This window comes from Duganella sp. CF458 (assembly GCF_900113115.1).
Lineage (GTDB): Bacteria > Pseudomonadota > Gammaproteobacteria > Burkholderiales > Burkholderiaceae_D > Rugamonas.
Map to the genome: position 1 here is coordinate 195,563 of NZ_FOOF01000008.1, position 23,887 is coordinate 219,449.

Annotated in this window: 17 protein-coding genes; 11 read left to right on the forward strand and 6 right to left on the reverse strand. The window is 67.3% G+C overall.

The window, feature by feature from the left end; translation table 11 throughout:
* Positions 1 to 3 precede the first annotated feature (3 nt).
* Positions 4 to 1,617 (reverse strand): phytase, encoded by a 1,614-nt coding sequence (locus BM269_RS14275; protein ID WP_090437766.1) that lies wholly within the window; start codon positions 1,615 to 1,617, stop codon positions 4 to 6.
* Positions 1,617 to 4,118 carry a TonB-dependent receptor gene (locus tag BM269_RS14280; protein ID WP_229204652.1) on the reverse strand — a complete coding sequence of 834 codons (2,502 nt, stop codon included), beginning with the start codon at positions 4,116 to 4,118 and terminating at the stop codon, positions 1,617 to 1,619. Before BM269_RS14280 ends, BM269_RS14275 begins: the two co-directional genes overlap by 1 nt.
* Positions 4,119 to 4,199: 81 nt before the next feature.
* Here BM269_RS14280 and BM269_RS14285 point away from each other — a divergent pair, with 81 nt between their 5' ends.
* Both BM269_RS14285 and BM269_RS14290 read left to right on the forward strand, forming a co-directional pair.
* The gene (locus tag BM269_RS14285; protein WP_229204653.1) at positions 4,200 to 5,159 is read left to right on the forward strand and encodes a GGDEF domain-containing protein; all 960 of its coding nucleotides are present in this window, start codon (positions 4,200 to 4,202) and stop codon (positions 5,157 to 5,159) included.
* Positions 5,156 to 6,172 carry an AraC family transcriptional regulator gene (locus BM269_RS14290; RefSeq protein ID WP_229204654.1) on the forward strand — a complete coding sequence of 339 codons (1,017 nt, stop codon included), beginning with the start codon at positions 5,156 to 5,158 and terminating at the stop codon, positions 6,170 to 6,172. The genes BM269_RS14285 and BM269_RS14290 overlap by 4 nt, the downstream gene beginning before the upstream one ends.
* Here BM269_RS14290 and BM269_RS14295 read toward each other — a convergent pair.
* Entirely contained in the window at positions 6,169 to 7,308 is a 1,140-nt protein-coding gene (locus BM269_RS14295) for a hypothetical protein (protein WP_090437772.1), read from the reverse strand. The two genes, BM269_RS14290 and BM269_RS14295, sit on opposite strands and share 4 nt — an antisense overlap.
* 120 nt (positions 7,309 to 7,428) lie before the next feature.
* Between BM269_RS14295 and BM269_RS14300 the strand changes: the two genes are divergently transcribed.
* A complete protein-coding gene (locus BM269_RS14300; protein ID WP_090437773.1) occupies positions 7,429 to 8,319 on the forward strand; it encodes a LysR family transcriptional regulator in 891 nt (296 codons plus the stop codon).
* Here the strand turns inward: BM269_RS14300 and BM269_RS14305 are convergent.
* Entirely contained in the window at positions 8,316 to 10,691 is a 2,376-nt protein-coding gene (locus BM269_RS14305; protein ID WP_229204655.1) for a diguanylate cyclase domain-containing protein, read from the reverse strand. The two genes, BM269_RS14300 and BM269_RS14305, sit on opposite strands and share 4 nt — an antisense overlap.
* A gap of 107 nt (positions 10,692 to 10,798) precedes the next feature.
* Between BM269_RS14305 and BM269_RS14310 the strand changes: the two genes are divergently transcribed.
* The gene (locus tag BM269_RS14310) at positions 10,799 to 11,992 is read left to right on the forward strand and encodes a hypothetical protein (RefSeq protein ID WP_090437777.1); all 1,194 of its coding nucleotides are present in this window, start codon (positions 10,799 to 10,801) and stop codon (positions 11,990 to 11,992) included.
* On the opposite strand, the gene BM269_RS29460 is transcribed toward BM269_RS14310, so the two are convergent.
* A complete protein-coding gene (locus BM269_RS29460; protein WP_170860379.1) occupies positions 11,989 to 12,165 on the reverse strand; it encodes a hypothetical protein in 177 nt (58 codons plus the stop codon). The genes BM269_RS14310 and BM269_RS29460 overlap by 4 nt on opposite strands.
* Before the next feature lie 205 nt (positions 12,166 to 12,370).
* Between BM269_RS29460 and BM269_RS14315 the strand changes: the two genes are divergently transcribed.
* From BM269_RS14315 to BM269_RS14345, 7 genes are all read left to right on the forward strand, one after another.
* Positions 12,371 to 13,759 (forward strand): class I SAM-dependent methyltransferase, encoded by a 1,389-nt coding sequence (locus tag BM269_RS14315; RefSeq protein WP_090437779.1) that lies wholly within the window; start codon positions 12,371 to 12,373, stop codon positions 13,757 to 13,759.
* Positions 13,756 to 15,117 carry a sensor histidine kinase gene (locus tag BM269_RS14320; protein WP_090437781.1) on the forward strand — a complete coding sequence of 454 codons (1,362 nt, stop codon included), beginning with the start codon at positions 13,756 to 13,758 and terminating at the stop codon, positions 15,115 to 15,117. Before BM269_RS14315 ends, BM269_RS14320 begins: the two co-directional genes overlap by 4 nt.
* Complete coding sequence (locus BM269_RS14325) at positions 15,114 to 16,232, forward strand: hybrid sensor histidine kinase/response regulator (protein ID WP_090437783.1); 1,119 nt, start codon at positions 15,114 to 15,116, stop codon at positions 16,230 to 16,232. The genes BM269_RS14320 and BM269_RS14325 overlap by 4 nt, the downstream gene beginning before the upstream one ends.
* Positions 16,229 to 17,221: a response regulator gene (locus BM269_RS14330; RefSeq protein ID WP_090437785.1), complete on the forward strand. Its 993-nt coding sequence runs from the start codon at positions 16,229 to 16,231 to the stop codon at positions 17,219 to 17,221. The genes BM269_RS14325 and BM269_RS14330 overlap by 4 nt, the downstream gene beginning before the upstream one ends.
* Before the next feature lie 301 nt (positions 17,222 to 17,522).
* Complete coding sequence (locus tag BM269_RS14335) at positions 17,523 to 17,705, forward strand: hypothetical protein (RefSeq protein WP_090437787.1); 183 nt, start codon at positions 17,523 to 17,525, stop codon at positions 17,703 to 17,705.
* 83 nt (positions 17,706 to 17,788) lie between these two features.
* Complete coding sequence (locus BM269_RS14340; protein ID WP_090437789.1) at positions 17,789 to 21,901, forward strand: ATP-binding protein; 4,113 nt, start codon at positions 17,789 to 17,791, stop codon at positions 21,899 to 21,901.
* Positions 21,883 to 22,806: a diguanylate cyclase domain-containing protein gene (locus BM269_RS14345; RefSeq protein ID WP_090437791.1), complete on the forward strand. Its 924-nt coding sequence runs from the start codon at positions 21,883 to 21,885 to the stop codon at positions 22,804 to 22,806. Before BM269_RS14340 ends, BM269_RS14345 begins: the two co-directional genes overlap by 19 nt.
* On the opposite strand, the gene BM269_RS14350 is transcribed toward BM269_RS14345, so the two are convergent.
* Positions 22,787 to 23,776, reverse strand: a complete 990-nt coding sequence (locus tag BM269_RS14350; protein WP_090437964.1) for a sensor domain-containing diguanylate cyclase — start codon at positions 23,774 to 23,776, stop codon at positions 22,787 to 22,789. The two genes, BM269_RS14345 and BM269_RS14350, sit on opposite strands and share 20 nt — an antisense overlap.
* Positions 23,777 to 23,887 lie beyond the last annotated feature (111 nt).

Sequence of the window (23,887 nt, forward strand, 5' to 3'; positions counted from 1 at the left end):
CCATTACGGCAAGCCCAGCGCGTGGGCGATATCGTCCCATGCAACATACTTGAAGTTCTGGGCGCCGTCGGGCAGGCGCTTGTAGCCGTCCTGCACCACCAGCATGCCGCGCGCGAACCGGCCGCCCAGGTTGGCGGAGGTCACATCGAGGCCATCGGTCTCTGAAGCGCCATCGATTCCCGCGTCGGGGTTGATGCCGATGCGGAAGCTGCCGCGCACGCGGTGCGGCGGGGCGGCGTCGGCCACCACGTAGCTGTTGCTGCCCTGGCTTGAGACCACCAGGTAGCTGGCGTTGGCGCCGTGGTAGAGGGCCATGCCTTCGACGTCGGCGCGCAGCGGGCCGCCCACTGGCAGGATCATCTGCGGCTTGGCCTTGGCATCGGCGCGGGCGTCGATGGACCAGACGCCGCGCTTTTCTTCGCCGGCGAACAGGCGCCCATTGCGGTCGTCGGCCACGCAGCCTTCAGGCTGGGTGGCGAGCCTGAACCGGCGCACCTCGGTGGCGGTAAACGCTCCCGCGCTGCGCCCGATGCGGTATTGCAGGTAGCTGCCATCCTTGTCGTTGACAAAGGCTTCCAGCCCGCCGCTGTCCGGCTGGTAGAGGCAGATGCCGTAAATGCGTTCCAGCGGCGTCGGGAAACGCGCCGCTTCGGCGACGTTGCCGGTGGCATCGATGGTGTACAGGAGCAGCGAATTTTCGTCGCGCTGCGTCGCGGCCGCCAGGTCGAAGCTTTGACCGTCCAGCATGACGCCCTGGCGCAGGTCGACGTTGTTCAGCCGGCCCGATTCGAGCAATTGCCGTTGGCGGCCTTGCAGGTCGTAGACGTGCAGGCCTTGCTTCTTGTTGGTGCCGATCACGCGGCCCTGGGCGGCGTGCTGGCGGTCGATCCAGATGGCCGGATCATCGGCCGCGTCGCCCATGCGCGGCATGTTTTCGGTTTGCACCTGCGGCTGCACGATGACGGCAGCCGGCAAGCCGCTGCGCAACGCGACTATGCGCCGCGGCTTGCCGTCGCGGCCGAGTAGGGTGACGCCGGACGGCGCAGGGGCGATGCCGTGCGCCGCTGCGTCGATGACGCGGCGGCCAGGTGCTCCTTCCGCATCGGCGCGGTAGGCCCAGACACCCATGCCTTTTTCCGCTACGACCAGGCTGGCGCTAGCGTCGTGCACCAGGCATTGCCCGCTGTGCGGGGGCAGGGCGAGTTTGCGCAGCAACTGTGGGCGGCCGTGCAGCAGCCATTGCTCCGCCTGGCCGTCCTTGCCCGCTAGGAAGGCGTACAGCAGGCCTTGTGCGTCGCGGTAAAGACAGGCGGCTTCCGGTGCGATGGCTGCGCCATCGAGCACCGCGCTGGCCGACAATGTGCCGGCGGCGGCATCGACGGCGACAGTCATGGCACGTTCGGTACTGGCGTCCACCACCAGGGCGGTGCCGTCACGGTAGTCGAGATGGCGGCCGCGCAGCGCGATGCCGGCACGTTCGGCGCCGTCGGCCGCGCGCAGGTGCAAACCTTGTTTGTCGAGCACCAGGCTGGCGCCACCGGGCAGGGCGACGCTTTCAGCGGCTGCTGCCGGCAGGGCGCAGGCCAGCAAGAAGGGAATCAAGGACAGGCGGCGCATCAGAACACGCTCGCTTTCAGGCCCAGTTTGTAGGTGCGGCCGTATTGCTCATACTGCACGTTATGCGCCTTGACGCCCTGGTAGACATAGTATTTCTCGTTATTCAGGTTGGCCACATCGAAGCTCAGTTGTACGCTCCTGGACAATTGCCAGGAGAGGGAGAAATCGACCTGTTTCTGGGTATCGACAATGCGATCCTGGGCACTGTCCAGGATATCCGCGCCCAGCTCCAGCAGGTAGGGCGACTTGTAGTTCAACGCGACGCGGGTGCTGATTGGCCCGGTTTCGTAACCCAGCATCAGGTTCATGACGCGGTCGGATTGGCCGGGCATCGCGATGCGTCGCGCGACCATGGCGCCGGCCTTGCTGTCAAAGCGGGCAACGTTGGCGCGCGAGTCGGTGAGGGCGCCGTTGATGCCCAGCAGCAGGCCGTTGAAGGGCGCCGGCAGCATGCGCAGCGGCTGTTGCCAGGACAGTTCGATGCCGGTTACTTTCGCGCTGTCGCCGTTGGCATAGGTGCTTGCACTGGTGTAGCCCGCCCATTGGCCGCTGCCGGCGAGATTGGTCGTGTAGGTGAAGTCCTTGATATCCTTGTAGAACAGATAGGCCGAGACGGCGCCATCGCTGCCGATCACGCGCTCTGCGCCAAGATCGACATTGTGCGACTTGAGCGGGTTCAGGTCCGGGTTGCCGATCGTCGCTTCGGTGGCGCTGGCCAGCGCGATACCGGGTGCCAGCTGGCTGAAATTGGTACGCACGACGGAGTTGGTCCAGGCGCCGCGCAAGCTGGTGTCGCGGTCGAGGTCATAGCGCAGTTGCAACGAGGGCAACCAGTTGGTGTATGAGCGGCTGCGCTGTAGCGGAGTAACGGTGTTGCCGCTGCTGCGCACGCCGGCGGCGTCGAAGCCGGTGTGTTCGGCGCGCACGCCGGCCAGCAAGCGCCAGTCGCCTTGCGACAGGGCGTTCTGGAAGTACGCGGAATCGATATCCTCATTGAGCGTGAAATCGTTGATGGCGGATTCCGTTGCGAGGCGGGCGGCGTTGCGGTCCAGCCCTGCGACACGGGTGCGGATGGCGCCCGGATCAAGGGCGGCGCCGATCCGGCCGAACGGATAGTCGAGCTGGGTAGCCTGCACGAATGAGGACATGCTCAAGGGACCGGCGACGGCCTTGCTGCCGTAGCTCCACTGGTTGGTGTCGTTGCTCTTTTCACGGCGGCTTGCCTTGGCGCCGAATTTCATTGCCGAACGCAGCTCGCCCAGCCCGAATTCATGCCCAAGATCGAACTTCAGGTGATGTTCGGTGTCTTGCGAGTAGCGCTGCTGCAGCGCGATGGCGTTCAGGCTGTAGTTGGCCGGATCGTAGGCCGCACCCGGCGCTGTCAGCGTCGGGCGTTCACTGCCGGTGAAGCTGATGTCCTTGAAGTTGGCGTTGCCGCGGAAGCGGCCATCGTTCAGGGCCTCCGGCGTGTCCTCATCGGCCTTGCTGCGGCCAGCTTGCAGGTCGAGCTGCCAGGTGCCAAGCTTCTGCCGGGTGCCGATGACGGCCGACTGGATATCCTGTGTATATTTGCGCTGGCGGATGCGGCGCTCGAGTCGGCCGCTGGCCGGCACCCCTTCGGCCAGTGCGCCGCCGCTGACGATGCCGACGGTGAGACGGTCGCGCACTTCATCGTCGCTGAAGCGGCTCAGGAAGCTGCGCAGGAACCAGGCATTGCCCGCGTCCGGCCGGTAGTCGAGGTTCAGCGCGGCGGCACGGCGCTCGCGCACCGGCAGGTAGTCGCGCAGTTCGAATCCCGACAGGCGCTCGCCATCCCAGGCGCCGCCGGTTTCCACGTTGTCGGAGCCGAACTTGCGCTTTTCGCCGCTGAGGCCCACGGCCACGCCGAACTTGCCATCGCCAAAGCGGCTGGCCCACAGCACGCCTGCGCTGGGGCTGTTCTTTCCCGTGTACTGGTCGTGCGAGGCGGCCGCATTCAAGGTCAGCAGGGAGCCCGGCAGGTCGAAGGCGGAAAGCGCCTTGACTTCGACGGTGCCGCCCAGCGAATTGGCGTCCTGCTCCGGCGTCAGGGTCTTGCTGACTTCGAGAGACCGGATCAGGCCTGCCGGCAGCACGTCGAGCGCTACGGCACGGCGGCTGGCCTCCGGCGACGGCACCAGGGCACCGTTAATGGTGACCGTGTTCAGGTCGGGTCCCAGGCCGCGCACCGTGATGTAGCGGCCTTCGCCCTGGTCACGCTGCACGGAAACGCCCGGCAGGCGGGCCAGGGCCTCGGCCGCGTTCTTGTCGGGCAGGTTGCCGATGTCGTCGCTGCTTAGTACGTTGATGATGTTGTCCGCCTTGTCCTGGGCCGCGATGGATTTGGCCAGGACGGCGCGCTGGCCGGTGATGACGACGCTGGCGCCGGCCAGTGACGCATCCGCAGCGCCCGCAGCGTCCGAGGCAATGGCATTGGCCAGGGTGAGTACGCCGGCGGCGAGTGCGGTCAGTTGGGTTGTCATGTGCATTCAGTCGGGAGTGGAAGAATGCAGCGGATTATGTGAAGCGTGGATGACAGGCTGGTTACGCAGCGGTGAGCTGAAATGACCCTGCGGCTGTCATGCGCCGGTCACAAGGCGCGGGTACGCTGGGCGGCTATGCTGAAACTTCATCGTCGTTTCCTGTTCGCCGCGGCCCTCGCAGTGGCCGTGTGCCTGCTGCTGTATGCCGGCGCGGGCGAGGCCAAACCATTCAACGCCTGGCGCTGGATGGACATTGTTGCCGAAGGCGGCATGGCGGCCATGGCGGGCCTGTGGTTTGTCATGACCTTGAGCAGCCGTCCCGGCGGGCTTGTCACGCGCCTGCTGGCCGGCGGGCTGGGCGCCATCATGCTGGGCTCCTGGGCCGACTGCCTTGATGAATTCTTCCGGGTCGACAAGGCGGCAAGCTGGGACAACTGCCTGGAGGCCCTGGTGCCGGTCGGGATGCTGGTGCTGACGGCCGGTATCTATTACTGGCGCCATGAACAGTTCATATTGAACGACCATCTGGCCAAGCGGGAGCGCCTGTTCCGCCAGCATCGCGCCTTCGACCGGCTGACGCAGTTGGCGGATGCCGCCTACCTGCGGCACCAGATCCGCCTTGAGCAGGAGCGCGAACCTTCGGGACAGTGTGCACTGGTACTGCTCGATATTGACGGGTTCCACCGCATCAATCGCGAGCATGGCGCACGCGAAGGCGACCGTGTGCTGCAGGCGGTGGGCCATATGCTCCTGCTAAACCTGCGCAATGAAGATCTGCTGTGCCGCTATGCCGGCGATCGCTTTGCATTGCTGCTGCCCGGAATGGCGGCTGGCCAGGCCGGCGCGCTGGCGCAGCACCTTTGCCGCATGGTGTCGATGATGCGGCATCACGGTCCGATAGGGCCGTTGCAAGTGAGCCTTCGGTTTGCCAGTGGCGCGGCGCATGGCGATGCCGAAAGCCTGTTGGCGCGGCTGTCCGCCGCGATCGACGGCGCCGGACAGGTATTGGCGCCGCAGCCGGACGTGAATCCCGCGCCGTGACCCGGTACGCGCTGCCGGACCAGGCGAACATTCCTGCGCGCGGCTTGCCGTGGCATTTTCTCGATTACGCGCTTCAGCGCGACGTACTGCCTGCTACGATTGCGCGCGGTAGCGGTATGCCGGGCGATGGCAGCCCGCCGCTGCAAGGATCCCTGGTCAGTCCGCAGCAATGCCTGCAATTGCTGTCCAATATCCTGCGTGAACTCGATAGCCCGGATACCAGCTTCATGCTCGGGCAGCAACTGCTGCCAGGCGGTGACCCGGCGCTGTCGGCCGCGCTCCGGCAGGCGGCATCGCTCCAGCATGCGCTGGAAATCGTGTGCCGCTGGCCGTCACGCCTGTTGCCGCTGCTGCGGCCCCGCCTGCACCTGGCCGACGGGCAGATAGTGCTGTACTGGACCGACAGCCACGGTGCGCCCGGCCTGCGCGCGGCGCTGGTCGAAATGCACATGACGGCGCTGGTTTCGTTGGTGCGCTGGCTGGGCGGCCAGCGGCTGCCTTGGCGGTTCTGCTTCAACCGTGCCCGCCCGCGCCACATCGAACAGCATGAGGTGCATCTTGGCGGCGAGCTGCGTTTCGATTGCCAGCTCGACGCGATGCTGCTGGATGCAGGCTGTTTCTCGCAGCCATGGCCAAACGGGAACGCCGATGCATGCGCGTCCGCCCTGGCTGCCGCGGGCCAGGCCGGCCAGGTGCCCAGCCTGACCGATGCGCTGTACGACCACCTGCTGGCGGACGTGCGCCGCAGCCCGACGCTGGAAAGCGCCAGCGCAGCCTTCGGCATCAGCCCGGCCACCTTGAAGCGCCACCTGGCGCGCTACGGCACCCATTTCGTGGCGGAGCTGGACCAGGTGCGCACCCATGTCGCGCTCTACCTGTTCCAGTCGCGGCGGGCCGACAACGAAGCGGTGGCCGATTACCTGGGCTTCCACGATGCTGCCAACTTCCGGCGCTCGTTCAAGCGTTGGACCGGCCTGACGCCGGCCCTGCTGCGCGCCGCGCTGGCGACTTAGGCCAGCGCGAACAATTGCGCATAGACGCGCGCCGCCATCAGTCCAAGCGGCTGATGGTGCACGGCGGGCCCCATGTGACGGGCCAGCATGGTCATCGCTTCCGCTTTGCCGCCACAGGCTGCGATCTGGGCTTCCAGCAGGCCGAGGTCGCTGGTGATGGTTTCCCAGGCGTGTTCGTCGCCATCGAAGCGGTGGCGCAGGATGGGGCGCGGCTGTTCCGGTGCAGGCGATGCCGTGGCAGCGCCGTCGGTGCCGCCGGCGGGTGTGGCGAAGATGGCGGCGTGGGCCGAGCCGTTGGCCACCGGCGCATCTTGCGGGGCGCCATCTTCCGGCGTGGCGGGCAAGGTCTGCAGGCCGATGCGGCCCAGGGCGTAGCCCACTTCCACTTGTTGCAGGAAGCGGGGCGCGGTGTCGGGCTCAGCGCCGAGCATGGCGCGCAGTACGTTGAGGATCGGGGTGTCCGACGGCGGCGGCGGCGGCAAGGCGATGCCCAGCTCCGCCAGCTCGAGGAGGAGCGACGGTTGGGCGGCGGGTTGGTCGGGCACGGCGAGCTGGTATCCCAGCAACTCGGGCAGATAGTGTTCGCCGGCGCTGGCCAGCGCGAGCCGGATGGCGCCTTGCACAAAGCCGCTGTCTTCGAGATCCTGCCAGGTGCTGCAGGCCTGGACCGCGAGCACCTGTCGCACTTGCGCAACATGGTTGGCTGTCGGTACCCCTTTGCCGAGGTAGTCGAGGTAGAGCTTGACCAGGGGCATATAGGCCGCCTGCCGCCAATGATCGAGCACGCTGTGCAGCCAGGCGCCTTCGACCAGCAGCCCGGGCGCCTGGACGCACAGGAAGCGGCGTGCCTGCGCCAGTGTGGCGAAATGGCGGCGCGGAGCACCTTCCTGGCGCCCTTGCTGATACTGCCGGAACTCTTCCGCGCGGTTGCGGCCGCGCAGTTCCAGCCACTCTTCCAGGCCCTGCATGCCGCCGCTCCAGGCCGGCGGCAACGCGCCGGCCTCGGCCAACCGGCGTTGCAGGTAGGCGGTCGCTGCTGCCCGGTCGGGCGCCTCGCGCAGCAGCATATAGAGCTGGTGTGATGGTCCGGCCGCTGCGGCCGGGTTGCTACGGCTGAGTGGAAGTGTGGTCATCATGTCAACCAGTATCCAAGTGCAAGGCAGTGTTTCCAAGCAGAGAAAAGCGCGCCACCGTGTCGGACCAGTCTTACAGCGTGGTGTAGAATCGGCCGCCATCGGTTTAACACAGGATGGCACATGCTTGACGCAATGTCGATGGACCAGCTGCGCACTTTCATCGCGGCAGCGGAAGAGGGTAGCTTTTCGGCAGCCGGGCGCAAGCTGCGGCGCGCGCAATCGGTGGTCAGCCAGACCCTTGCCAACCTCGAGATGCAAATCGGCTTCCCCTTGTTCGACCGCAGCGGCAGGTATCCGCGGCTGACCGAGCAAGGGCGCGCCTTGCTCGATGCCGCGCGCGCCGCCGCCAGCGGCATGGATGGCTTCAAGGCCAAGGCCCGCACCCTGGCCGAGGGCCTGGAGGCGGAACTGTCGGTCGCCGTGGATGTGATGTTTCCGATCGCGCGCCTGACGGAGGCCGTACGCGCATTCCACCATGCGTTTCCCGGCACGCCGCTGCGGCTGGATGTGGAAGCGTTGGGCGCCGTGGTACAGCCCTTGCTGGAGCGGCGCTGCCGGCTGGCGGTGGTCGGCTCCTATCCCGACGTGCCGCCCGAGTGCGAAACGGACTACCTGTTCGAGGTGCCGCTGGTGGCGGTGGTGGCGGCCGGCCACCCGCTGGCGGCCATGCCGGCGCCGATCGCGCGCAGCGCGGCGGCGCGCCATGTGCAATTGATCCTGAGCGACCGTTCGACGCTGACCGCCGGGCGCCAGTTCGGGGTGGTCAACCCGCAGGGCTGGCGCCTGGCCGATCTCGGCGCCAAGCATGCCTTCCTGCGTGCGGGGCTGGGCTGGGGCGGCATGCCGCGCCATATGGTGGAGCAGGAGCTGGCCAGCGGTGCGCTGGTGGAATTGACGCTGGAAGCGAGTCCCGTGCTGGGGCAGGCGTTCTCGATGTATGCGAGCTGGCGCAAGGACGCGCCGCCGGGGCCGGCCGGGCGCCGCTTCATCGAACTGCTGCGCGAAGTTTAAGGCGGGACCACCACGGCTTCCGGCAGGCCGCGCCCATTGTCGATGGTGAAACCGTTGCGGCCGCGCCGCTTGGTGTCGTACAGCGCCATGTCGGCGCGCCCGATCAGGCCGCCCGCCGTTTCGGTGCCGCCGGCGTACAAGGCAATGCCGACGCTGGCGGTGACGCGCAACGGCGCGTCCAGCACCGTGAAGTCGGGCATCACCGCGGCCATGACTTTTTCCGCCAGCAACCGTACTTCGTCCGCATGGCGCATATGCTCGAAGACGATCACGAATTCGTCGCCGGCCAGGCGTGCCACGGTATCGGTGGTGCGCACGCTGCCGGACAGGCGCAGCGCAAACTCCTTCAATACCTCGTCGCCGCCGGCGTGGCCCAGGCTGTCGTTGATGTGCTTGAAGTTGTCGATGTCGAGGTAGGCCAGCGCCATCTGGCTGTCCTGGCGGCGCACGCGCTCGATGGCCTGGTCCAGTACATCTTCGAACTGGCGCCGGTTGGGAATGCCGGTCAGCGGGTCGCGCCGCGCCTGACGCAGCAATTCCGCCTCCACCTCGCGGCTGCGCGTGACGTCGGTGGTCAAGGCGTACACGAAGGGCACGCTGCCATCCTTGCGCACGTCCGGCACAAAGGTGGTTTCCAGCACGCGCGGTTCGCCGTGCAGGCGGGCGGTCGATTCGTATTCCGTCACCTCGCCGCCGAAGGCGCGCTCCAGCGCTGCGCGGGCTTGCTGGTAGGCCTGCTCGCCGGCCACGCTGGCCATGGGACGGCCGGGCAGGGTATCGGGATCGGTGTCGAGCCAGCGGCGATAGGTGGCGTTACCGAACTGCAGCACATGCTCGCGGTCGATGGCGCTGATCATCACCGGCAGATGGTCGGCAATCAGCCGCAAGCGCTTTTCGCTGGCCGCCTGGGCCAGTTCGGCGGTCTTGCGTTCGGTGATGTCGGTGCACATCATGTAGAAGCCGAGCACGCTGCCATCGGGGGCCAGGTCCGGCACCAGCTCGACCATCAGGTGCAGGTGGCGTTCCAGTTCCTCGCCGGGGCGCTCGACGTGGATGCGGCGGCCGGCCAGCACCAGCTCGAAGCAATCCTTCCAGCGTTCGAAGGCCGCGCCGCCAAACACCTGGTCGAAGCGCTTGCCGACCATGGCGCGCGGGTCGATGCCGAGCAGGAACTGGTAATGCTCGTTGGTGAAGCGGTAGCACAGGTCGCGGTCGATATAGGCCACCAGGGCCGGGATATTGTCGGCGATCACGCGCGCCCGTTTTTCGCTGTCGGCCAGGCGCTCCTGTGCCGCCTGGCGTTCGGCCGTCAGTTCGTACAGCGCTTCGCTGAGTTCGCCGATTTCGTCCTTGCCGCCGCTGCGCAGCAGGCTGATATCGCCGCCGCGGTTGCGGATCGCGTGCAGGTTGGCGCGCAGCTTTTGCAGCGGCGACAGCAGCGCATTGATCATCAGCCAGCTTAACACGCCGGCCACCGCCGCAAACAGGCTGGCCGCCAGCACGCCTTGCTGGCGCATGCTGATCATGGGGGCGAACGCTTCGGCAGTGGGGTAGCGCGCCGCCACGATCCAGTTGGTGGCGTTCAGCCGCTTATAAGAATAGATGCCGTCCACGCCATCCTTGTTGCTCGCTTCCATCCAGCCTTCGAAGCCGTCGAGGGCGCGCTGGGTGCCCAGGTTGAGGCCGGGCCTGGCATTGATATGTTCCAGCAGACGGGCTTTGTTGGGGTGGTTGACCAACAGGCCGTCGGTGGTCATGATGAACATGAAACCCGTCTTGCCAGGCTTCATGGTGTTGAAATGATGGAAGAAGTCGGAATTCAGCAAGTCGATGCTGCCCACCAGGACCGCTTGCACGTCGCCGCCGCTATCGATGATGGGATGGGTCAGCACCACCACCGGCAAGCTGGACACGCGTCCGCGCAGCGGCGGTGAGATGATCGCGCGCTTTTGCGCCAGGGTCTGTTCGAAGTAAGGGCGGTCGGCCACGTTCGGGTTCTCTTGCTGCGGCGCACGCAGGCTGGCCAGGTATTTTCCGCTGCCGTCGAAGGCGGCCACATTGGCGAACTCGGCCGAGGCCGAAGCATGGCGCTCGATGGCGGCGCGGATCGCCGCTGGCGTGCGCTGGGTGGCGGGAATGGCTTCGGCGATCGAGGCCAGCAGCAAGCGCTTGGTGGCCAATTGCTCGTCGATATGGGCGGCGGCCACCGAGAGCAGGCTGAACTGTTGCTGGCCGATCACGCTTTTCATGTCGCGTTCCGACAGCGACAGCGCCAGCCAGGTCACGATGGTGGTGGCTGCCAGCACGAACAAGATGACCACGCAGGTCATGCGCGCGCGCAAGCTCCGTGGTAGCAGTCGGGTGGGGGCCATGGCTTAGTATTGCACACCTGTTTGCGAGTGTGTTCTAAAATCCAACGCACGGCCTTAATTGGAAATAATGTGAAAACTGCAATGACACTTGGCTGGGTGAATTGAGGATGGCGCACTTTCACCTGGCTTGGGAATTAGGCGGCGATGCCGCCCATGCAGGACGTTTGCGGGTCATTGCGCAAGCCCTGTTGGCACGCCGCCACGCCGTCAGCCTGTCGGTACGCGACCTGGGGCAGGCGCGCCGGCTGCTGGGCGGCCTCGACGTCACGATGTTGCAGGCGCCGCTATGGTTGCACGGGGCGGCGCAGCACGCGGCCAGCCTGGCCGAGATCCTGCTCGCCTCTGGCTATCGCGAGGCGCAGGGGCTCGACGGCCTGGTGCGCGGCTGGCGTTCGGCGCTGCAGTTGCTGAAGCCGGACGTGGTGGTGGGCGAATTTGCCCCCACCGCCCTGCTGGCGGCGCGCACCCTGGATATTCCGGCGGCGGCGCTCGGGGCCGGCTTCACCTTGCCGCCGGCGGGCCAGCCCTTGCCCAATTTTCGCCCCTGGGAAGCGATGGACCTGCAGCGCCTGGCCGCGGCCGAGCAGCATACCCTGAAAGTCATGAATACGGTGCTGGTGCACCATGGCGGCGTGCCGTATGTGCAGGCGGCCGACGCGCTGCTGGGGCGCCAACACTTCCTGTGCGCCTGGCCCGAACTGGACCATTATGGCCGGCCCCCCGAGCGCGAGCAGTGGTTCGGGCCAGCCTTCGTGGCGCCCGCCGGCGAAGCGCCGCAATGGCCGCCGGGCCATGGCCATAAAGTCTTTGTCTACCTGCGCCAGGAACATCCAGCCCACGTGGCGGTGCTGCATGCGCTGGTGATGGAAGGTTGCCGGGTGCTGTGTTACCAACCGGAAGTCGCTGCCGGGGCCGTGCCGCCGGTGCACGCCACCAGCCTGGCCTATGCGCGCGGGCCGGTCGACCTGGCGGCGGCCTTGGCCGAGTCGCGCATCTGCGTCAGCCAGGCCGGCGAGGGCACCATCACGCATGCGCTGCTGGCGGCGGTGCCGCTGCTGCTGTTGCCGACCCAGCTTGAACGCTATTTGCTGGCGGCGCGCCTGGAGCAGGCGGGCGTGGCGGTCAATGGCGGCCGTTTGCCGGGGACGGTGGACTGGCGCAGCGTGGTGCGCAGCTTGCTCATGGACGGGCGCACCCTGATGTCGGCGCGCGGCGTGGCCAACCGCTACGCCGGCTTTACGCCGGCGCAGATGGCCGAGCGGCTGGCGGCCCGCCTGGAACTGCTGGCGAGCAACGCTTAATGCCGCGGCGCCGGCCAGCGCTGCTCGCAGTACTGGCGCCAGGCCAGTTCTTCCAGGGCGTCGACGGCGTCGCGCAGGCCGTCGAAACGCGGATCGGTGAAACTGCGCGCAAACCGTTCGTGGAATTCAGCCCGTTCCAGTTCGGCGGGAGACTGCTTGCGTAACTGCTCCATCGTGTTCTCCAAGACTCGCCGCCAGTTTGACATCCGGAAATGATCGCGTCTGTGCGGCAGCGAACTTTTGGTGGCTGCGCTTGCTTGTCAATTTATTAATCCCTACTGTTTGGCGGGCAATTCTTCATAGGGAAACGTTGCGATTTGGGCTACAAGTCAGTACACTCAATTTAATTCACGGCAACCATTTAAGTTCCGAATAAAAGTGTATTCACAGGCGCAAATCGATCCGGTCGTCAGTTTCCTGAACACGCAAGGTGAAGCGGTCCGCGGCACCATCGTGACGCTCCAGCGCAAGTCGCTGGTGATGGAAGTGTATAACCCGTATTCCATCGTGCAGGTCAGCGAAGTACTCAGCGAGCTGACGGTGCGCATGGGGACGGCCAGCGCCTATATCGGCAAGGCCGTGGTGATCAGCATGGTCAACACGGGCCTGACTGCCGTGGTGTCGGTGACCCTGATCGACGAGTGGCGCGAACTGAGCGAGGTGGTGATGCAGCCGGGCGCTGTGGGACGCGAGGCGAGCAAGTTCGTGCTGGACTGGGACGAGCGCTTCCGCATCCGCCGCGACTACCAGATTGCCGTCAACGAGTCGCGCGCCTACCTGGCTGAAGTGGCGCGCTGGGTGGAGCAGGTCGACCTGTCCGACTCGCTGCCCAAGGAAGGCGGACGGCTGCGCGCCGACGTCTTTGCCGAACTGGCCGAGCCCCTGATCATGCGCGTGCGCCGCTATTTCGACGACTTGAACAAGGAAGCGGGCCTGGTCGAGCAGGAAGCGGCGGCCGCCCACCGCGCCTTTGCCCAGGGCGCGCTGCATCCCTTGATCCTGCGTGCGCCGTTCGTGTTTCGCACCTTCAGCAAGCCGCTCGGCTATGCCGGCGACTATGAGATGGTGAACCAGATCCTGGGCGATCCGCGCCAGGGCCCGAGCACCTACTTCCAGATCGTCAACGCGGCCTTCCTGCAAACGGCGGTGGCGGTGGCGCACCGCAACCGGATCGAGATCCTGGTCGCGTTCCTGAAGCGCCATGCCGATGCGGCGCGCCGCGTCGGGCGTCCGTTCCGCGTGCTCAACGTCGGCTGCGGGCCGGCGCAGGAGATCCAGCGCTTCCTGCGCGAATACGACGAACCGCACTGGCTGTCGTTCGAGCTGGTCGACTTCAGCGAGGAAACGTTGGCCTGGACGCGCGGCCAGTTGAGCGGCATCAGCGCCAACCTGGCGCGCCAGCCCGACATCCGCTTCGTGCAGGATTCCGTGCACAACCTGCTGAAACGCCGCGTCGACGGTCCGCAGATGGGCGCCGATTTCGACGTGGTGTATTGCGCCGGCCTGTTCGACTACCTGTCGGACAAGGTGTGCAGCCGCCTGCTGAACTATTTCGCCTCCTGCATGAAGCGCGGCGGCCGCCTGCTGGTGACCAATGTCCACGCCAACAACCCGGAGCGCCCGGGCATGGAACACCTGCTGGAGTGGTACCTGATCTACCGCGACGAAGCCAAGATGGAGCAGTTGCTGCCGCAGCAGTCGCGCGAGCGCCTGACCTATGTCGATGCGACCGGCGTCAATGTGTTTGCCGAAGCGTCGCTGCCATGACGGGACCGGCACCCTACGTGAACCTGCACCTGCATTCGGCGTATGAATCGGACTTGCGCGCCTACCGGCTGCGCTTCAGCCGCGGCGGCGCGTGGACCGCGATCGGCCTGGTCCTGCTGGGGATCGGCCTGGACTTCAGCCTGTATCCCGACCACCTGGGGGCGTTCACCCTGGCGCGGGTGCTGGTGTCGCTGGCCATCCTGGGCATCATCGGCTTGATGCGCGGCCCCTGGGGCGCGCGCCATGTGGAGGCGATGAGCTTCGCCTGGCTGATGCTGCCGCAGGTCATGATCGCCTGGATGATCGCCGTCACCGAAGGCGCCGCATCGATTTACTACGCCGGCCTGAACCTGGGCGTGTTCGCCTCGGCCATCGCCTTTGCCTTCCGCATGTGGCAGAACCTGACGCTCGGCCTGCTGACTTACCTGCTGTACGCGGCGGCCTGCTGGGTGCACGACGGCCAGGCGCCGACGGGCGGCGCGTTTGCCGTCAACTCCCTGCTGCTGGCCTTCAGCGCGATTGCCAGCGCGGTCTGCACCTATTACAACGAGCAGGCCCGCTTCAACCTGTTCCAGCTGAAGGCGGAACTGGCCGACAAGAACGCCCAGCTCGAAGCGAACAACCGCAGCCTGGCCGAAATCAAGGGCCAGATGCTGCAGCAGGAGAAAATGGCGGCCCTGGGCACCCTGGCGGCCGGCCTGCTGCATGAGGTGAACAACCCGGTCAACTTCTGCATGATGGCCATCGACATCGCGATGGAGGAGCCGGGCGCCAAGAGCAGCGAGGTGCTGCTGGAATGCCTGACCGATGCCAAGTCGGGCATGCAGCGGGTGCAGTACATCGTGTCCGACCTGAAGACTTTCGCCTACCGCAAGTCGGGCAGCGACCACGAAAGCGCGCAGTTCCTGTTCGAGCGGGCGCTGGAATCGTCGGTGCGCCTGGTGGGCCACGAGATCAAGGGCATCAAGGTGAATCGCCATTTGCAGCCGGACACCCTGGTGCGCGGCGACGAGGCGGCCATCATCGGCGTGCTGATCAACCTGCTGAGCAATGCGGCGCTGGCCATGCGCAAGGGCGCGACCCAGGGGCCGGCCATCGATGTCTACGCGGAAGCGCGCGGCGAGCGCCTGCTGATCACGGTGCGCGACAATGGCCCGGGCATCGCGGCGGAAAATATCGGCCGGGTGTTCGAACCGTTCTTCACCACGCGCGAAGTGGGGCAGGGCCTGGGCCTGGGCCTGTCGATCTGCTACAGCGTGATCCAGCGCCACGGCGGCCTGCTGGCCGCGGAGAGCGTGCCGGGCGAGTGGACCAAGTTCAGCTTTGACCTGCCGCGCGTGACCGGAGGCGAGAAATGAGCGGACGCAGCCAGCCCACGACCGTGCTCTACGTCGACGACGAGGAACTGGCACGCAAGTATTTTGCGCGCGCGGTGGAAAACGACTTCACCGTGCTGACCGCGCCCAGCGTCGACGAGGCGCTGGAAATCCTGGCCAAGCCGGACAGCGAGGTCGACGTGCTGGTCACCGATTACCGCATGCCGGGACGGGTCGGCGGCGAACTGCTGCGCCAGGTCGAGCGCGACTATCCGCACCTGGTGCGCATCCTGGTCACCGCCTATGCCGACAAGGAGGTGCTGCTGGAAACCATCAACGGCGGCGACATTTTCCGCATCCTGGAAAAGCCGCTGGACGCCCATGCCGTGCGTGATGCACTGCGCCTGGCCAGCGAGAATGCGCGCGAACGCGCCATGCGCCGCCAAAGCCTGCTGGCCATCGAAGAAACGGTAGCCTTCCTGGCGCACGAACTGAATACGCCATTGGCCACCATCGCCAATTTCGCGCGCAATATCCAGCGCCGCGTGAACGGCCAGGCGGACGACAACGGGCTGCCGCTGAAGGCCGATATCGTCAATGCCGCCGCGCACATGACCGATAATGCGCGCTACTGCTTGTCGGTGCTGGCCTCGTTTGTCGAATCGGTCAAGCGCGCCAGCGTGGTGCCGACCGCGCGCCTGGCCAGCGGCAGCGCGCAGCAGATGGTCACGGCCTTGCTGGGCGTGTACCCGTTGGCACCGGGCCAGCGCGAGATGATCGCGGTGGACGTGCAGGGCGAATTCACGGTGCGCGCTTCGCCCAACTGCGTGGCGCTGGTGCTGTCTTCGCTGCTGAGCAATGCGCTGCGCGCCCTGCAAGGCCACCCCGAGCCCCGCATCAGGATTACCGTGGGCGTGGCCGAGCGCCCGTATATCATCGTGGAAGACAACGGCCCCGGCATCGCGCCGGCGCTGCTGAACCGCCTGTTGCTGGATCCGGTCTCCATGCATGCCAGCGAAGGCGGCAGCGGCTGGGGGCTGATCTTCTGCAATCGCGTGATGCAATCGTTCGGCGGCCACCTGAGGGTGCAGTCGGAACAGGGTTGCTCCACCACCGTCACCATGAATTTCCCGCAGTTAGAGAAGGAACCAGCATGATAGAAAAAGAAACGGCACGACCCGCGCCGGCGATCCTGTACGTCGACGACGAGGCGACCGCCCTCAAATATTTCCAGCGCGCCCTGGGCGCGCTGGCGCCCGTCTACGTGGCCGAGTCGGTGGAGGAGGGCAAGCGCATGCTCGACGAGCACGCCGATGACATCGCGGTGCTGGTGTCCGACCAGCGCATGCCTGGCGCCTACGGCAACGAGTTGCTGTTCTATGCCTGGGACCGTTACCCGCACATCGTGCGTATCCTGACCACCGCCTACTCCGAGCTGGAACACACGGTGGACGCGGTCAACCAGGGCCAGATCCACCGCTACATCCAGAAGCCCTGGGATATCGCCGCGCTGCGCATGGAATTGAAACAGGCGCTGGCCCTGGCCAAGCTGCAGAAAGAGCATTCGCAACTGCTGCGCGAAAAGCTGCTGGTGCGCCAGAAGCAGGCCGTGGCCAGCCGCATCGGCACCCTGTACACGCTGGCGGCCAGCCTGTCGGCCGGCCCGTCGTTCGTGCCGGTGGAGAGCTACCTGGCCGGCGCGCTCAGCGCCGGCATGACGCCGCCGGAGCCGGACTGGCTGATGCTGGACCACTCCGACCTGATCAGCTCGGAAGCCTTCCGCAGCGCCGCGTTCGGCTGCGCCGTGCGCGACCACCTGCAACAGCTGGAGCAGCGCTATGCCGACGCCGACCCGGCGCACGCCTTCGCGCTGCTGGCGGAAGCCTTCGGCCCGACCTTCCGCGCGGTCGATGCCGGCCACGCGCTGTTCCTGCAGGCGTCCCAGCTCACCGAGTTCCTGGAAACCCCAACCAGCGCGGCGGTGTCGTCGCAGCACGCGTTCTGGCTGGCCTGCCTGCTGTGGCTGGGCAAGCGCGGCGCGGCGCTGCACATGGCCAGCAATGTGCTGGGCGTGGAATGCCGCCTGGTGCAGGCCGACGCCGCCCTGACCCCGTCGCAACTGGCGGCCTGGGTCGAGCAGTTCTGATCAGCGCCGCGCCTGGGCGCGCTGCGGCGCAGCGCGTTGCTGGTCGTCCCGCTGCGCCCCACTGGTGCGATGCCGGCCGACTCGGCGTGGCTGCCGGCCAGCTGTTGTACCGTATCCACAGTGCGCAGCAGTTCGGCCGCTTGCTGTCCGGTGCGCGCCGACAGGTCCCGCTTGCCGCCGGCGATCGCATGCGGTCGCGGCTGGCCTGCAGGCTGCGGCGGCCGGCCTTTGCGTGCGCTGTGCCGGTCCAAGCTTGGCTAGCATACGGGTTTGCAGATTCTTGGAAACCAGGAGGCCTAGCATGCCAAAAGGAGCCAGCCAGAAACGCGAGCGCGAGTTCAAGGAACTCAAGCACGAGTTTAAGGAAGAACACCGCTATCCCGGGCGCGAAGAGGAAGTCGCGGCCCGCATCGTGAACAAGCAGCGGCGCGAACACGGTGAAACCAAGGCGCAGAAGTCGCGCGCCGGACGTAAAGTGCATTAATGAAGGCGCTTTAAACAAGACTTTCTGGCAACTTTTCGCGGGAGAGTCGGTTATACTCGGGGCTTCGGAGAACCGGAGCTGCCATGCCAGACCAAGCCTTGCCCGAACGTCCCTCCTTGCGACACAGGATTGGCCCGGCGGGCCTGGGCACGGTGCTGGCCGGACTGCTGGCGATCGCGGTTCTATTGCTGACTTTGCTGGCTGCCGCCTTGCTGGGCTGGCGCACCGCGGAAGAACTCAAGCACAGCATCGGCCAGGGCCTGGCGCAGCGGGCGGCCGACAGCGCCGACCAGCTCGATGCCGCCATGTTCGAGCGTTACCGCGAAGTGCAACTGCTGGCGCGCCGCGCCGGCGCCACTGGCGCGCAGGGCGTGGCGCAACGGCGCCACTTGCTGGAAGACCTGCAGCGCACCTATCCCTTGTATGCCTGGCTTGGCCTGGCCGATGCGGCCGGCAGGGTCACCACCGCCGCCGGCGGCGTGCTGGAAGGCGCCGACGTCTCGCAGCAGCCCTGGTGGAGCCAAGCGCCGAGCGGGGTGTATGTGCACGATGTGCATGCCGATCCGCTGCTGGGGCGGCAACTGCCGTCGAATGGCAGTCGCGCGCTGCGGGTGATCGACCTGGCATTCCCTTACTATGACGGCACCAGCCGCCCGGCCGGCGTGCTGGGCGTGCAGCTGCACTGGAACTGGGTGCGCGAACTGCTGGGCGAAAACATGCTGGTGCTGTCGCACGCCGGCAAGGTGCTGGCAGGGCCGGACGGCTTGCTGGAGCAGTCTTTGCCCAGCGGCGCCCTGGCGCAAGCGCGCCTGCAGCATGCCGGCTATGTGGAAGAGCGCTGGCCCGATGGCCGCCATTACCTGGTGGGGTATGGCCGCACGCGCGGCTACGACGGCTATCCGGGCCTGGGCTGGACGGTGCTGGTGCGGCAGGATGCCGACGGCGCCCTGGCCGGGGTGCGCCGGCTGCAGGCCGGCGTCGCGCTGGGCGGCATGGCGCTGGCGGTGCTGTTTGCGTTGCTGGGCTGGCGCACCGCGCGCGCCCTGCTGCAGCCGGTGCAGCAAGCGGCCGGCGCCCTGCGCGCCGTGCAGCAGGGCACGGCGCGCGCCGTGCCGCCCCTGGCCGGCAGCTTCCGCGAGCTGGAGACCCTGCGCGACGCCTGCAACGGCGCGCTGCGGCACCAGCACGAGCAGGCGCAGCAGCTGGCGCAGCAGCAGGCCGGCCTGCAGGCGCAGCTTGACCAGCGCGCAGCGGAACTGGCGCTGGCGCGCGAGCGCGGGCGCACGGTCGAATTGCGCATGCGGGCCATGCTGGAAGCGACCCAGGAAGCCTTCATCGGCTTGACCGAGGACGGCATCGTCACCGACTGGAACGAGCGCGCCGGCGCGATCTTCGGCTGGCAGCGTACCGAAGCGCTGGGCAAGCCGGTCGAGCAACTCTTGCAGGCCAGTGCCGGCCTGCTGGCCAGCCTGGGCGACGGCAGCGTTGGCCAGCCGGTGGCGCTGACCGGCTGGCGCCGCGATGGCGCGCGCTTTGACGCCGAACTGACGCTGGCGCGGCACGGGGTCGATGGGGCACTGGCGTATGCGGTGTTCGTGACCGACGCCACCGAGAGCCGGCGCAGCGAAGAGGCGGCCGCCGAACAGCTGTCGGCCCTGGCCAGCGCGCAACTGGAACTGGCGGACAAGGAGCGCTTCCTGCGCACGGTGGCCGACCACAATCCGGCGGCCATCGGCTACGTCGACCAGGATGAGATCTTCCGCTTTGCCAACCGCAGCTACCAGACCCTGCTCGGGATCGACCCGGCCGGCATGATCGGGCGCAGCATGCAGGAGGTGCTGGGCGAGCTGCTGTACCGGCAGATCGGGCCGCAGGTGACGGCGGCGCTGCGCGGCGAACGCGTCCACTTCGAAACCGACACCGAGCGCGCCGGCTGGCAGCGCCATTTCATGACCGACTACATCCCCGACACCGACGTGCAAGGGGAAGTCTGCGGCTTCCACATTGTGGCGCTCGACATCACGGCGCGCAAGAAGGCGGAACTGCAGCAGCAGGAAGCCAGCCGCGCCAAGAGTGCTTTCCTGGCCAATATGAGCCACGAGATCCGCACCCCGATGAATGCGGTGCTGGGCATCGGGCAACTGCTGGAGCGCACGCCGCTCAGCGCCGAGCAGCAGGAATACGTGCGCCTGATCCGCGCCTCCGGCAGCGCCTTGCTGGCCCTGGTCAACGATATTCTCGACCTGTCCAAGATCGAGGCCGGCAAGCTGACCGTGGTGGCGGCGCCGTTCCAGCTCGACGAGCTGGCCGAAGCGGTGGCCGCGGCCATGCAGTCGGCCAGCGTCGGCAAGCGCCTCGACCTGCTGCTGACGCAGGACCCGCAGCTGCCGCACAGCCTGGTGGGCGACCTGCAGCGGCTGCGCCAGGTGGCCTTGAACCTGGTCGGCAATGCCATCAAGTTCACCGCCGAGGGCGAGGTGCGGGTGCATCTCGGCAGCAGTGCGCCCGGCAGTGCGATGGACATCCTGCAGCTGGTGGTAAGCGACAGCGGCATCGGCATGAGCGACGAACAACTGGGGCGCCTGTTCAATCCCTTCGAGCAGGCCGACACCTCCACCTCGCGCCGCTTTGGCGGCACCGGGCTGGGCCTGTCGATTTCGCGGCAACTGGTGCAGCTGATGGGCGGCACCATCACGGTCAGCAGCGAAGCCGGGCGCGGCAGCGAGTTCGTGGTGTCGGTGCCGCTACAAGCGGCGCGGCGCCCGCGCGTGGACGGGCCCGATGCCGGCGCGCTGGCCGGCCTGCGGGTCCTGCTGGTGGACGACCACGTGCCGACGCTGCATTACCTGGAGGCGCAGTTGCGCAGTTGGGGCTGCGTGGTCGCAGCGCATGCGGCAGCGCCGGCTGCCGCTGCCGCCAACTGGGAGGTGGCCCTGGTCGACTCGGTGCTGCTCGATGCGCAAGGCTGCGCGCCGTACCAGGGTATGTGCCTGGTCGGCCTGAACCGCAGCCTGGACCGCAAGTCGCTGCCGGCCGAAGCGGCGGCGCTGGCCAAGCCGGTGCTGCCTGCGGCCATGCGCTTGCTGCTGCAAGGCTTGCGCCAGCAGGGCGCCGCGGCGCAGGCGGCGCCGGAAGCGGCGCCGGTGGTGGTGTATGCCGATGTGTTGCGCGGGGCCCGCATCCTGCTGGTGGAAGACAACCCGACCAACCAGGTGGTGGCGCGCGGCGTGCTCGAGCCAACCGGCGCGCTGGTGACGGTGGCCGAGCATGGCCAGCAGGCGGTCGACCTGCTGCGCGCCGGGCCGGGTGCTTTCGACCTGGTCCTGATGGACGTGCAGATGCCGGTGATGGATGGTTTCGAGGCGACCCGTATCCTGCGCCAGCAAATGGGCCTGCGCTTGCCGATCCTGGCGATGAGCGCCGGCGTGCTCGATACCGAGCAGGCCAGGTGCCAGGAGTGCGGCATGGACGGTTTCATCCCCAAGCCGGTCGATTACACCCAGATGCTGGCCACCATCGCAGCCCACCTGGCAGGCGCGCCGCCGCAGGCAGCCGTGCCCGCCGCCGCTGCGTCGCCGGAGCTGCAGGCAGACGCCGGCGACGCCGACCAGCAACCCGGGGTGTTTTCGATCCGCAAGCTGCTGTCGGTGATCGGGCAGGGCCCGCAACGCCAGAATATCGTGTCGCTGGTCGAGCGCGTGGTGCGCCAGTCGCAGGGCGATCTCGATACCGCGCGCGCGCGCTGGCAAGGCGGCGATGCGGCCGGCGCGGCGGCGGCGCTGCACGCCCTGCGCGGCGGCGTCGGCAGCCTGGGGGCGAGCCACTTCGCCGACGCCACGCTGGCGGCCGAACAGGCCCTGCGCAGCGCCGACGCCGCCGCAGTCGGCGCCCAGTTCGAGCTGGCGCAACAAGCGCTGTCGGCGACGCTGCAGGCCGGCGCGCACTGGCTGCAGCTGGAGCGGCCGGCGCCGGCGGCCGCCGTGCAGCAGGGTCTGCAGGCGGCCATGGATACCCTGGTCGACATGCTGCGGCGGCAGGATCTCGATGCGCTGGAACAGTTCCGCCAGCTGCGCCCGCAACTGGCCAGCCAGCGCGGCGACCATGCCGCGGCCCAGTTGGAAACCGCCATCGAAGCGCTGGACTTCGGTACCGCGCTGGACGTCTTGAGTGAGGAAGCATGGAAAGCACCATCCTGATCATCGACGACAACCCCGACACCATCCGCCTGATGAGCGCCATGTTGCGCGAGCAGGCGCGCGTGCTGTTCGCCACCAACGGCATGGCGGGGCTGGAGATCGCACGGGCCCAGCGCCCGCAACTGATCCTGCTCGACCTGCAGATGAAGAGCATGGACGGCTTTGCCGTCTGCGAACGGATCATGGCCGATCCGGACCTGCGCCATTGCCCGGTGATCTTCGTGACCGCCAGCAGCGGCGTGGAAAGTGAAATCGCCTGCCTCGACGCCGGGGCGGTGGACTTCATCACCAAGCCGCTCAGCGGCCCGGTGGTGCAGGCCAGGGTGCGCACCCATTTGCGCCTGCAGGCGGCGCTGGCCAGCCTCGACACGCTGGCGCACAAGGATGGCCTGACCGGCTTGCACAACCGGCGCTATTTCGACGAGCAGATCGCGCTCGAAGTGGCGCGCCACCGGCGCCAGGGCGCGGCCTTGGGCGTGGCGCTGGTCGACGTCGACCACTTCAAGCTGTACAACGACCACTACGGCCACCAGATGGGCGACGAATGCCTGCGCGCGGTGGCGCAAGCACTGGCGCAGTGCACGCGCCGGCCCGGCGAACTGGTGGCGCGCTACGGCGGCGAAGAATTCGTGGTACTGCTGCCGAATAGCTGCGGCAACAACATGCAGCGTTACGGCGCCTGGCTCTGCCAGCACATGGCGGAACTGCAGCTGCCGCATGCCGCCTCGCCGGTGGCGCCGCACGTCACCATCAGCGTCGGCTTGTGTTCGCTGGCGCCCGATATGGACGACACGCCGGCCAGGCTGCTGGAAGCGGCCGACAAGGCGCTGTATGAGGCCAAGCGCGCCGGCCGCAACCGCGCCACGCTGGGCGACGCGGAAAGCGCTAAGTGCCGGGCAGACTGATACGGTTGCGGCCCATGTGCTTGGCGCGGTACAGCGCCGCATCGGCCGTTGCCACCAGTTGCGCCGGCTGGTGCTCGTGCGAAGCGATGGCGGTGGCGGCGCCGATGCTGACCGTGACGTAGTGCTGCGCCGCGCCGATGTTGGGCAGGCGCAGCGCCTCGACCCGGCAGCGGATCCGTTCCGCCACGATGGCGGCGCCTTTCAGCGACTGGTTGGGCAGGATCACGGCGAACTCCTCGCCGCCGTAGCGCGCCACCAGGTCGTTGGCGCGCATCTCGCTTGCCACGGCGCCGGCGATGCGCTTCAGGCAATCGTCGCCGCCGACGTGGCCGTAGGCGTCGTTGTACTGCTTGAAGTTGTCGACGTCGACCATCAACAGCGAGAGCGGCTGCGCCTGGCGCAGGGCGCGCTGCCACTCGGCCAGCAGGGTGCGGTCGAAGCAGCGCCGGTTGGCCAACCCGGTCAGGCCGTCGCGCGTGGCCAGCTGCTCCAGCGCGATCTGGGCCTGCTTTTCCTCGGTCAGGTCGCGCAGCGTTTCCACCACCGCCACCAATTGGCCGTCGCTGTCGTGGATCGGACTGGCGTCGGCGGCCAGGTAGCGGCGGCCGGCGGTGCGCGGCATTTCGCACCAGTTTTCCGCGCACAGCTTGTCCTGGGCGCCGGCCGGACTGCGCGACTGGCCGTCGTACAGGTCGAGGATTTCGCCGGTGCGGCCGGCAATCACCAGGTCGGCCAGGGTGGGGCGCTGGTTGGCGTAGAAGGCGCACCAGTGCCCGCTGGTGCCGAGCAGCTCGTGCGCCGGCACGCCGGTCAGGCGTTCGCAGGCGCGGTTCCAGATGATCACCCGGCCCTGGGTGTCCAGGACGAAAGTGGGAATGACCAGCAGTTCCATCAATTTCAGGGCGAAACCCTGCGGCTGGTCGGAGGAGGGTGCTTCCATCAGATGGGAGATTTTGAGCAGACTATTCATTTGGCGGCGGCCCTGTTTGTTGTTCACTGCGTCGGGAACTTGATTGTGCCGCTGCCGCCAGCGGCAAATGTTGACGAAGCGCAAAGCCGTTTCGTTTCGTGAAACACGCTA